General features: G+C 67.5%; 9 protein-coding genes. All 9 read right to left on the reverse strand.

The features are described 5' to 3' along the window. Positions 1-1426: outer membrane protein assembly factor BamA (gene bamA, locus V7082_RS20060; protein WP_334151332.1), on the reverse strand; the 1426-nt coding region annotated here is incomplete at its 3' end. 257 nt (positions 1427-1683) lie between these two features. Then, the gene (rseP, locus tag V7082_RS20065; protein WP_334151333.1) at positions 1684-3090 is read right to left on the reverse strand and encodes an RIP metalloprotease RseP; all 1407 of its coding nucleotides are present in this window, start codon (positions 3088-3090) and stop codon (positions 1684-1686) included. A gap of 71 nt (positions 3091-3161) precedes the next feature. Continuing rightward, the gene (gene dxr, locus V7082_RS20070) at positions 3162-4415 is read right to left on the reverse strand and encodes a 1-deoxy-D-xylulose-5-phosphate reductoisomerase (protein WP_334151334.1); all 1254 of its coding nucleotides are present in this window, start codon (positions 4413-4415) and stop codon (positions 3162-3164) included. Between the two features lie 102 nt (positions 4416-4517). Beyond that, the gene (locus tag V7082_RS20075; protein ID WP_334151336.1) at positions 4518-5396 is read right to left on the reverse strand and encodes a phosphatidate cytidylyltransferase; all 879 of its coding nucleotides are present in this window, start codon (positions 5394-5396) and stop codon (positions 4518-4520) included. An 11-nt stretch (positions 5397-5407) separates the two neighbouring features. Next, the gene (locus V7082_RS20080) at positions 5408-6166 is read right to left on the reverse strand and encodes an isoprenyl transferase (protein WP_334151337.1); all 759 of its coding nucleotides are present in this window, start codon (positions 6164-6166) and stop codon (positions 5408-5410) included. 307 nt (positions 6167-6473) lie between these two features. Then, positions 6474-7037 carry a ribosome recycling factor gene (gene frr / locus V7082_RS20085; protein ID WP_334151339.1) on the reverse strand — a complete coding sequence of 188 codons (564 nt, stop codon included), beginning with the start codon at positions 7035-7037 and terminating at the stop codon, positions 6474-6476. 87 nt (positions 7038-7124) lie between these two features. Then, a complete protein-coding gene (gene pyrH / locus V7082_RS20090) occupies positions 7125-7850 on the reverse strand; it encodes a UMP kinase (RefSeq protein WP_334151340.1) in 726 nt (241 codons plus the stop codon). Positions 7851-7976: 126 nt separating this feature from the next. Further along, complete coding sequence (tsf, locus tag V7082_RS20095) at positions 7977-8936, reverse strand: translation elongation factor Ts (RefSeq protein WP_334151342.1); 960 nt, start codon at positions 8934-8936, stop codon at positions 7977-7979. 122 nt (positions 8937-9058) lie between these two features. Beyond that, positions 9059-10057, reverse strand: a complete 999-nt coding sequence (locus tag V7082_RS20100; RefSeq protein WP_334151344.1) for a 30S ribosomal protein S2 — start codon at positions 10055-10057, stop codon at positions 9059-9061. Between the last annotated feature and the right edge of the window lie 338 nt (positions 10058-10395).

A 10395-nucleotide genomic window follows, 5' to 3' on the forward strand; every position in this document is an offset into this window, starting at 1 on the left:
CGGCCAGCTTGAGGCGCAGGAACTGGCCGTTGCCGAGCAGGTTGCGCTCGCTGATGCTGACGTCGCCGATCACGCCTTCCGAGGTCGAGTAGCCGGCACCGAACGACAGCTCGCCCGTCGACTGCTCGACGAGATCGACGTCGAGGATGACGCGATCCGGGGACGAGCCCGGCCGGCGCTTGATGTCGACCGACTTGAAGAAGCCAAGTGCGTTGAGACGCTTCTTGGCGCGGTCGACGAGCAGCGGGTTATAGGCATCGCCTTCCGCCAGGCGGAACTCGCGCCGGATCACGTGATCCTTGGTGCGCGTGTTGCCGTTGATGTTGATGCGCTCGATGTAGATGCGCGGGCCTTCGTCGATCATGTAGGAGAGCGAGATCGTCCGCGCCGCCGGATCCGGGACCGCTCGCGGCCGCACGCGCGCGAACGCAAAGCCCTGCTCAGCCGTGGCGAGCGTCAGCCGCTCGGTCGTTTTCTCGATGTCGGCGCCGTTGTAGGTGTCGCCCTGGTGCGTCAGGATATCGCCCGTGATGGTGTTCGGATCGAGCCCGGGCAGCGAGTTCTCCACCGTCACCGAGCCGAAGGTGTAGAGCTCGCCCTCGTCGATGGCGAAGTTGACGTAGAAGCCCGAGCCGTCGCGGTCGAGTTCGGCGTTGGCGGCGACCACGCGCACATCCGCATAGCCGCTCTTGAGGTAGAACTGGCGCAGAAGCTCGCGGTCGAGGTTCATGCGGTCGGGGTCGTAGTAAGCGGTGCCCTTGAGGAAATCGAGCCAGCCGCTCTGCGTGGTCGAGATGACGTCGCGGAGCTGGTTGTCCGTGAAGGCGTGGTTGCCGGTGAAGTTGATGCCCTGCACCTTCGTCGCACCGCCCTCGTTGATCTCGAATACGAGATTCACGCGGCTCTGCTCGAGCTCGATGATCTTGGGCTCGACGGTCGCCGCATAGCGGCCCTGGCGCCGGTAGACGTCGAGGATGCGCTGCACGTCGCCCTGCACTCGGGCGCGGGTGTAGACGGAGCGCGGCTTGAGCTGCACCTCGGCCTTGAGCGTGTCGGTGTCGACCTCGCTGTTGCCCTCGAAAGCCACCTGATTGATGACCGGGTTCTCCACGACGTAGATGACCGCGGTATCGCCTTCCTGGTTGATGGAGACGTCGGCGAACAGGCCGGTCGCGAACAGCGCCTGCAGCGAGGCGTCCACCTTGCCGGCATCGTAGGGCTGTCCGACGGAGAACTGGAGATAGGAGCGCACGGTTTCCGGCTCGACCCGCCGGTTGCCTTCGACCCGGATGTCCCGGACCACGCTTTGCGCACGCGCCGGATCCGGGAAGACCGGAGCCTGCACGGAAAGCGCTGCGAAAGCGAGCACCGCCAGCAAGAAGAGCTGGCGCATCCCCCCCAACGACATGATCCGTAGCTGCATCATGCGCGGATCTGCCTCGCCTTTTAGCCGATCCCCCTCAACTCTTGAGACCCCGTCGGCAAATGGTCCCGAGCCGTCGCGAAACTGAGGGATGGACCCCCAGCAGGAATGGCGCCGACGGAGCGCAAAAGCGAAACCGGTTCGAGGCCCCCTGCCTCGAATCGCACCTTCGTTACCATTCACTCGGGCATTCTTAACAACTGGGTAAGCCCCGGGGAAGTGGCAAGATTACGTCACTTAACAGAGATTCCGGGGGGCCCTTAGCCGCCACCAAATAGCCACCTTCTGCCTAGCCGCATGAGGTCGTTGAGGTTCACGAAAACAACCATCATCAGCACCACGGCGATGCCGATCTGAAACCCGATCTCCTGGACCCGCTGGCTGAGCGGGCGCCGGCGGATGGCCTCCATCGCGTAGAACACCAGATGGCCGCCGTCGAGCATCGGAATAGGTAGCAAATTCAAGAGCCCGATATTGGCGGAGATCAGCGCGGTCCAGCGCAGGAGGGGCTCCCAGCCGAGCTCCGCCACGCGCGCCGTCACCTCGGCCATGAGGATCGGTCCACCCACCTGGTCGGCCGACTGGCGCCGGGTCAGGATGTCCCAGATCCCGGTCACGGTCTGAACGATGTTGGCGTAGGTCTCGCGGACACCGAGCCGCACGGCCTCCGGAAGCGACACGGCGACCGGGGCAGGCCGGTCCGGCGAGACGCCGATCCGGCCAAGGCGGGTCGGCGTGCCGTCCGCCGCCTTGCCCTCGACCTCGTCGGGGACGACGTTCAGGGTGTGGGGCGTCCCGTTGCGGTCGACGGTGACCGCAAGCGTCTGCCCGGCTGCCGGCCCGACTTTGGCGATCAGGTCGACGAACGAGGTGACGGCCGCCCCGTCGATGGCGGTGATGGTGTCGCCGGGCGCGATCCCGGCCCTGGCCGCCGGCGAGTTGGCGAGCACCGCGCCGACCCGCGCCGGCAGGATGCGCACGACACCGATATCGCCGAGGCGGAGGGTGACGCCGAGATCGCTTTTCTGGTCCTTGATCTCCGGCGTGACCGCGAAGGTGTGGGCCTGCCCGCCGCGGTCGACGGAGATGCTGAGCGTCCGCCCGCTCGAGGCGGTGACGATGCGCACCACGTCGTCGAAGGTCTCGATGCTCCAGCCGTCGATGTCGGTGATGACGTCGCCGGCCCGGAGCCCTGCCTGGTCCGCCGGCATCCCTGCCACGACCTGGTCGACGCGCGCCGTGATCATGGAGACGCCGTAGGTCGCGTTGACGGCCGTGTAGATGAGGGCGGCAACCAGGAAGTTTGCCGCGGGTCCGGCCGCGACGACGAGCGCGCGCTGCCACACCGGCTTGCCGTGGAACGAGCCCGGCGGCAGGTCTTCCGGCGCCGTTGCGGACGGCTGGCTCGCCGGGTTCGCGTCGTCGAGGAACTTGACGTAGCCGCCGAGCGGGATCGCCGCGAGACGCCAGCGCGTGCCGTGCCTGTCGATGCGCGCCCAGAGCTCGCGCCCGAAACCGATCGAGAAGGTGGTGACGGTGACGCCGCACCAGCGCGCCACGAGGAAATGCCCGAGTTCGTGGAAGAAGACCACGACGCCCAGCACGAAAAGGAAGGCAAGCGCCTGAAGTAAAAAGGTAAAAAGCGGATTGACGAAGCCTTCGATCATCTCTGCTCAAATCCCGTCGGCTGGGGCTCGGTTGATCTGGCGCGGGCGGCGTCCGCGACCGGAGGCCTGTCTTAGCCTGGAAGCAGGCTCCGCGCCATGGTCCGCGCTTCGCCGTCGACGGCGAGCACGTCGTCCAGTGTCGCGGCTCCGCTAATGAGGCCCCGCGCGTCGGCCTTTTCAAGGCAGCGCGCGACGACCGCCACGATGTCGAGGAAGCCGATCTCTCGTTCGAGGAAGGCTTTGACCGCGACCTCGTTGGCCGCGTTGAGCACGGCGGGGGCTGCCCCGCCGCGGTTGAGGGCGTCCGTGGCGACCCCGAGCGCCGGGAAGCGGTCGTGGTCGGGGACCTCGAAGGAGAGGCTCTTGAGCGCCACGAGGTCGAGCCGCGGGACGGGGGTTGCGAGCCGCTCGGGCCACGAGAGCGCCAGCGCGATGGGCGTGCGCATGTCAGGGTGCGACAGTTGCGCCATCACCGATCCGTCCTCCAGCATGACGAGGCAATGCACGACGGACTGCGGATGCACCACGGCTTCGAGCTGGTGGGCCGCCACCGGGAACAGATGGAACGCCTCGATGAGTTCGAGCCCCTTGTTCATCAGGGTCGCCGAGTCGATGGTGACCTTGGCCCCCATCGACCAGTTGGGATGGCGCAGCGCCTCGTCCGGCGTCACCCGCGCGAGCCGCTCCTTGTCGAGCGTGCGGAACGGGCCTCCGGAGGCGGTGAGCAGGATCTTCTCGATGGACCGGGCCGGCGTGCGGCCGATGGCCTGGAAGGCTGCCGAATGCTCGCTGTCGACGGGCATCAGCTCGGCGCCGTTCCGGTCGATCTGGCTGAGGAAGATCTCGCCGGCCGACACGAGGCATTCCTTGTTGGCGAGCGCGATGCGCTGACCCTGCTCAGCCGCCGCGAAAGTGGGCCTGAGGCCGGCGGCGCCGACGATGGCAGCCATGATGCAGTCCGCAGGCTCGCGCGCCGCTGCCTCGACGGCGCCCGCGCCGGCCGCAACGCGAATGCCCGTGCCGGCGAGCAGGTCTCTGAGTTCGGCGTAACGGGTTTCCTCGCCGATTACCGCCAGCTTGGCGCGGTGCAGAATGGCAAGCTCGGCGAGGCGGCGCGCATTGCACTGCGCCGTCAGCGCCACGATCTCGAAACGGTGCGGATGGTGCCCGACGAGATCGAGCGTGCTCGTGCCGATCGAGCCCGTGGCGCCGAGCACCGAAAGCCGCAGCGGCTGAGCAGCGCCCGCGCGCACCGGCTCAGCCTCGCCGCCAGCGGCTTCGCCGGGGCGTGCCGTGCCGTTCGATGCGCCGAGCGCCTGCGTCATGGTCGGGCGGCCTCCTGCAGGGCGGACCGGCGTGCACGGGCGTGCCGGCCGGTTGCGTTGCGGCTGTCGCAAGAGCGTACCATGGGCTCCGATGCCATCGGCTCAAGGACCTCCGCGCGCAAGGCCCGCGAGCAGCGCCTCGGCGGGGGCGGTCGGATCGATGAAGAGCGCTGCAAGTGCCAGCGCCACCGCCACCGGGACGAGGCCGTCCATGCGGTCCATAAACCCTCCGTGACCCGGCAGAAGCTGGCTCACGTCCTTGACGTTGAAAGTCCTTTTCATTGCTGATTCAGCGAGATCGCCCATTTGCGCGACGAAGCCCATGACGAGGCCCAGGGCGGCCAGGATCGGGATCGGCGCCCCGATCATGTAGGCAAAGAGCGCCGCCGTCAGAGCCGCGCCGAGACAGCCGCCGGCGAGACCGCTCCACGTCTTGTTGGGCGACACCGAAGGCGCAAGGCGCGGCCCGCCGATCGAGCGGCCGGCGACGAACGCCAGCGTATCGGTCGCCGCGACGACGAGCACGATGAACAGCACCGCCAGGAAGCCGTTGGGCTCGTTGCTGCGCAGCCAGATGAGCGCGACCGCCGGCAGGCCGGTATAGAGCACGCCGGTTGCCGAAAGGATCGGACGCCGGCCGAATTCGAGCGCCAGCACGATGATGACCCCGGTGACGAGCACCGCCGCGCCGAGCGCGGCGAATCCGAAGGCCGCGAGCACGACCGCCGCCGCCGCCGCGAGGCCGTGCACGGCGAGCGTTGCGTCGAAGGCGTCTCCGCGGACCATCCGCGACCATTCCCAGCTCATCAGCAGCGCGACGACGAGCGCCAGCGCCGAGAAGGGGAGCACGCCGGCCCACGTGGCGGCGAACGCGATGGTGGCGAGACCGAAGGCGGAGGCCACCCGCAGCGCGACGTGCGAGGCGGGTGACGGCGGTGCAACCGCGTCGGGGTTCGGGACGAGCGTTCCGTCGTCGTTCATGAGTGCGCAACCTAAGCCGTGGACCGGCACGGCAGGCCGCCGAAGCGCCGCTCGCGCGCCGTGTATTGGGCGATCGCTTCGACGAGAAGCTCCCGGCCGAAGTCGGGCCAGTACGCGTCGAGGAACACGAACTCCGTATAGGCGCACTGCCATAGCAGGAAGTTGGAGAGACGGCACTCGCCGCTGGTGCGGATCAGGACGTCGGGATCGGGGATGCCGCACGTGTCGAGCGCGAGCGACAGGCGTTCGGACGTGATCTCGGCGGGCGCGAGCCGCCCTCCCGCGACCTCCTCGGCGAGCCGCCGCGCCGCGCGCGTGATCTCCCCGCGCGCGCCGTAGTTGAAGGCGATCACCAGCGTGAGCCGCGTATTGTCCCGCGTCAGCTCGCAGGCTTCGTCGATGAGGGCCATCATTTCGGGCTCGACGTTCTCGCGCTCCCCGATGACCATGACGCGCACGTTGTTCTGGTGCAGCTCCGCGAGATCGCGGCGGATGAAGCGCTTCATGAGGCCCATCAGGTCGTCGATCTCATCCTGCGGGCGCGACCAGTTCTCGGACGAGAAGCTGTAGAGCGTGAGGTAGGGAATGGAGAGGTCCGAGGCCGCCTGGACGGTCCGCCGCACCGCCTCGACCCCCGAGCGGTGCCCCAACGCGCGCGGCAATCCCCGCTCCGCCGCCCAACGCCCGTTGCCGTCCATGATGATAGCCACGTGCCGCGGCATGATCTGCGCGCTCGAGGTCTTTTCGGAGGGTGTCGATCTGTCTGCCACGGGGGGTTGGGCTTTACATCGCTGGATCAACGGAAATTCCGGCCGTGGTAGGGGACCCGGCGCCAAAACGCGGTCTCGTCGGCCGGCGCACGGGCCATGATCGTCGACTGTCCTCGTCTCTCGGCTGTCCTGCCGTTGGCTGAGATATGAGCTGGCAATCTGGTTGCAACTGAGGCTGTGACCTCATGAGGCGATGGGCCGAGCCCGGCCGATGGCGTCAAACCACTCGCGCGAGGCATTGGACTCGCGCTCGGCGATCGTCCTGGCCTCAGGCTGGGTGTGGCCCATCGAATCATGACATCACAGTCTAGACCTTATGGATCTCGGCCTCCTTGCTGGCGAGCGTCTGGTCGATCTCCTTGACGAGCTTGTCGGTCAGCTCCTGCACTTTAGCAGAGTTCTTGTGATGGTCGTCCTCGCTCATCTTGCCGTCCTTCTCGAGCTTCTTGAGAAGGTCCATGCCGTCGCGGCGCACGTTGCGCACCGCGATCCGGTGGGCTTCCGCGTACTTGTGGGCCTGCTTGGCGAGCTCCTGGCGCCGCTCGGCGGTGGGTGCCGGGATCGGCAGTCGGATCATCGTGCCGTCGACGACCGGGTTGACCCCGAGGTTCGCCTCGCGAAGCGCCTTGTCCACGGCCTGCACGTTGCTCCTGTCCCAGACCTGCAGCGCGATCATGCGCGGCTCGGGGACCGAAACGGTCGCGACCTGGTTGATCGGCATGCGCGCCCCGTAGACGTTGACCTGGACCGGATCCAGGAGGTGGGCGCTGGCGCGCCCAGTCCGCAGCCCGGCGAGCTCGCGCTTCAGCGCTTCGAGCGAAGCCCGCATCCGCGTTTCGATTTCCTTGAGATCGAACATCGTGAGCGACACCGAGCTGTTCTCCTTTTTTGTCTTGGCCGCCTTAGGGGCCAGCGGCCTCGCCGGTGCGAGGGGCGGAAGCACAGGGCCGGGCGGGGCTCATCCGTGGATGACCGTGGCCCGGGCGGTCCCCCGCAGCAGCTTGATCACGTTGCCCGGCTCGTCGATGGAAAAGACAATTACCGGAAGATGATTGTCCCGGGCAAGCGCGATCGCCGCCCCGTCCATGACCTTGAGATTGCGCGTCAGCACCTCGGAGTAGTCGAGCCGCTCGAAGCGCTGGGCGGTGGGATCCGTCTTGGGGTCCGCCGAGTAGACGCCGTCGACCTTGGTCGCCTTCGCGACCGCGTCGCATCCCATCTCGATGGCGCGCAACGTCGCGGCCGTATCGGTGGTGAAGAAGGGGTTGCCGGTGCCGGCGGCAAAGATCACGATCCGCTCGCGCCCGAGATGGTAAAGCGCCCGGTGGCGGACGTACGGCTCGCACACCGTCGACATGGGAATGGCCGACAGCACGCGTGCCGGAGCTTTGACGGCCTCGAGCGCGCTCTGCAGCGCCAGCGCGTTGAGCACCGTCGCCAGCATGCCCATGTAGTCGGCCGTGGCCCGGTCCATGCCGCGGGCCGAGCCCTGCAGCCCACGGAAGATGTTGCCGCCGCCCACGACCACCGACAGCGCACAGCCTGCCGCGCGGGCTTCCGCGAGATCGGCGGCCAGCCGGTCGACGACGGCCGTGTCGATGCCGTAGCCGTTGCGTCCCATCAGCGCTTCGCCCGAGAGCTTGACGAGCAGGCGCGGGTACTTGAGCGGTCCGTTCGCCGTCATGCCGGTCTCCATAGGCTTCGTCGCCACAGTCTTCGTCGCCAGTCTTCGTCAACAGTCGAGTTTGGCGCGCCGGGCGCCCCTTGGTCAAAAAAAAGCCGGCGACGGCGCCGGCTTTTCCCGTCTCGTTCAGCTCTTTCCGGGCGCCGCGGCGCTGACCGTTTTCGCCACTTCCGCAGCGAAGTCCTCGACCTTCTTCTCGATGCCCTCGCCGAGCGCGTAACGCACGAAGCCCGCGATCTTGACCGGCGCGCCGACGTCCTTCTCGGCCTGCTTCAGGATCTCGGCCACCGTGGCCTTGCCGTCGATGACGAACACCTGCTTCATGAGCACCGCCTGGCTGACGAACTCCTTCTGCAGGCGCCCCTCGCTCGCCTTGGCGAGAATCTCGTCCGATTTGCCGGCGTTGCGCGGCTCCGCCTTGGCCTGCTCCACGTAGATCGCGCGCTCGCGCTCGATCGCCTCCTTGGAGAGGTCCTCGACGTTGACGACCTGCGGGCTCGCCGCCGCGATGTGCATCGCGAGCTGGCGGCCGAGCGCCATCAGGCTGTCCGCGTTGCCGGTGCTCTCGAGCGCAACCAGCACGCCGATCTTGCCGAGGCCGTCGGCGGCCTTGTTGTGCACGTAGTCGGCGACGATGCCGTCCTTGACCGAGAGCGCCGCCGTGCGGCGCAGCCCCATGTTCTCGCCGATGGTCGCGATCGCGTCCTGGATCTGGTCCTCGACTGTGCCCTTGCCGCCCGGATACGGAGCTGCGAGCAGCTTTGCGAGATCGCCGCCGGCCGCGGCCGCCAGCGACGCGATGGCCTTCACCATCTCCTGGAACTGCGGGTTGCGGGCGACGAAATCCGTCTCCGAGTTGACCTCGACGACGGCGCCCGACTTGACCTTCGAGACGACGCCGATGAGGCCCTGGGCGGCGACGCGGTCGGCCTTCTTGGCGGCCTTGGACAGGCCTTTCTTGCGCAGGAGGTCGACCGCGGCTTCCATGTCGCCGTTGGTCTCCTGAAGCGCCTGCTTGCAATCCATCATGCCGGCGCCGGTCTTGTCGCGCAGCTCCTTGACGGTGGCGGCGGAAATCGTGCTCATGACTGCTCCTTTCGCATCGGGCCCGCCGGGGACCCGCATGCCGGGTGGCTTTCGAAACGGCAGCGTGCGGGCCGAAGGCCCGCGCGCGGTTCGTGGATGGGTGCGGCGAGACCCCGCACGGATTATGCGGCCGAAGCTTCGACCAGCTTCTTGGCCTGCGCGATCCAGCCTTCCTGCTCGATCTGGCCCTTGAGCTTGAGCTTGCGGTCGAGCAGCGCCTGGTTTTCGGCGTCGAGGTCGGCGATCTGCCAGTAATGGAACACGCCCGCGTCGTTGAGCTTCTGCTCGGTCTTGACCGTGATGCCGTTGATCCGCTTGAGGTCGTCGGCCTCGCCGCGCGGCCCGTCGATGCCCTTCCAGGCCTTGACGGAGCCGTCCGGCAGCGTCTCGGTCGGCGGCTCCTCCGCCGCGCCGATGTCGACGCCCGCCATGCCCTGGCCGCGCTCGAGACCGTCGAGCGCGGCGCGCGCGACGAGGTCGCAGTAGAGCGTGATGGCGCGGCCCGCGTCGTCATTGCCCGGGACCGGGAAGTCGATGCCGTCCGGATCGCAGTTCGTATCGACGATGGCGACGATCGGGATGCCGAGCTTGCGCGCTTCCTTGATGGCGATGCCTTCCTTGTTCGTGTCGATGACGAACAGGAGGTCCGGCACGCCGCCCATGTCCTTGATGCCGCCGAGCGCCTGGTTGAGCTTGTCGCGCTCGCGCTGGATGTTCAGGATCTCTTTCTTGGTGCGGCCCTGCGGGTCGGCGAGGATATCGTCGAGCTGGCGCAGGCGGCGGATCGAGGTCGAGATCGTCTTCCAGTTGGTCAGCGTGCCGCCGAGCCAGCGGTGATTGATGAAGTACTGGGCGGAGCGCTTCGCGGCATCGGCGATGGTGTCGGAGGCCTGGCGCTTGGTGGCGACGAACAGCACGCGCCCGCCGCCGGCGACCGTGTCCGAGACCTTGTTCAGCGCCTGATGCAGCATCGGCACGGTCTGGGTCAGGTCGAGAATGTGGATGTTGTTGCGGGCGCCGTAGATGAAGGGCGCCATCTTGGGGTTCCAGCGGTGCGACTGGTGGCCGAAGTGCACGCCGGCTTCCAGGAGCTGGCGCATGTTGAATTGCGGCACGGTCATGTGCGTAACGTTCCTTTTCCGGTTGATCCTCCGCGCGCCTTGAGAAGAAAAGCTAGCATCCAGAAATGCTTAGCTGTTCCACCGGAGCGTCCCCACGGGGCTTTCAATCCGCGGGGCGCATGAGGCGCGCGTGTGAGATGGCGGCTGTCTAACCTCATTTCCCGGGATTGACAAGCCGGATGGACCGGCCGTTCGTCGCGGTTGGGGCCGGTTGGGAGCAGGATCCATGGGCGAGCAGGGGCCGGGACTGTTGGTGAGGGCGCTGCAACTTGGAGAGCGCATCGACCTCAAGGGGCTTGAGCGCGACGACGTGGTCTCCACCATCCCGCTCGCGTTCC

Origin of the sequence: Hyphomicrobium sp. (genome assembly GCF_036833075.1) — a bacterium.
Lineage (GTDB): Bacteria > Pseudomonadota > Alphaproteobacteria > Rhizobiales > Hyphomicrobiaceae > Hyphomicrobium_C.

What these genes read in the sequence shown, in the direction of transcription:
- V7082_RS20100 (WP_334151344.1), bottom strand. Translation starts at nt 10,057, where the DNA reads ATGACCGTGCCGCAATTCAACATGCGCCAGCTCCTGGAAGCCGGCGTG.
- rseP (WP_334151333.1), bottom strand. Translation starts at nt 3,090, where the DNA reads ATGATCGAAGGCTTCGTCAATCCGCTTTTTACCTTTTTACTTCAGGCG.
- dxr (WP_334151334.1), bottom strand. Translation starts at nt 4,415, where the DNA reads ATGACGCAGGCGCTCGGCGCATCGAACGGCACGGCACGCCCCGGCGAA.
- pyrH (WP_334151340.1), bottom strand. Translation starts at nt 7,850, where the DNA reads ATGACGGCGAACGGACCGCTCAAGTACCCGCGCCTGCTCGTCAAGCTC.
- tsf (WP_334151342.1), bottom strand. Translation starts at nt 8,936, where the DNA reads ATGAGCACGATTTCCGCCGCCACCGTCAAGGAGCTGCGCGACAAGACC.
- V7082_RS20075 (WP_334151336.1), bottom strand. Translation starts at nt 5,396, where the DNA reads ATGAACGACGACGGAACGCTCGTCCCGAACCCCGACGCGGTTGCACCG.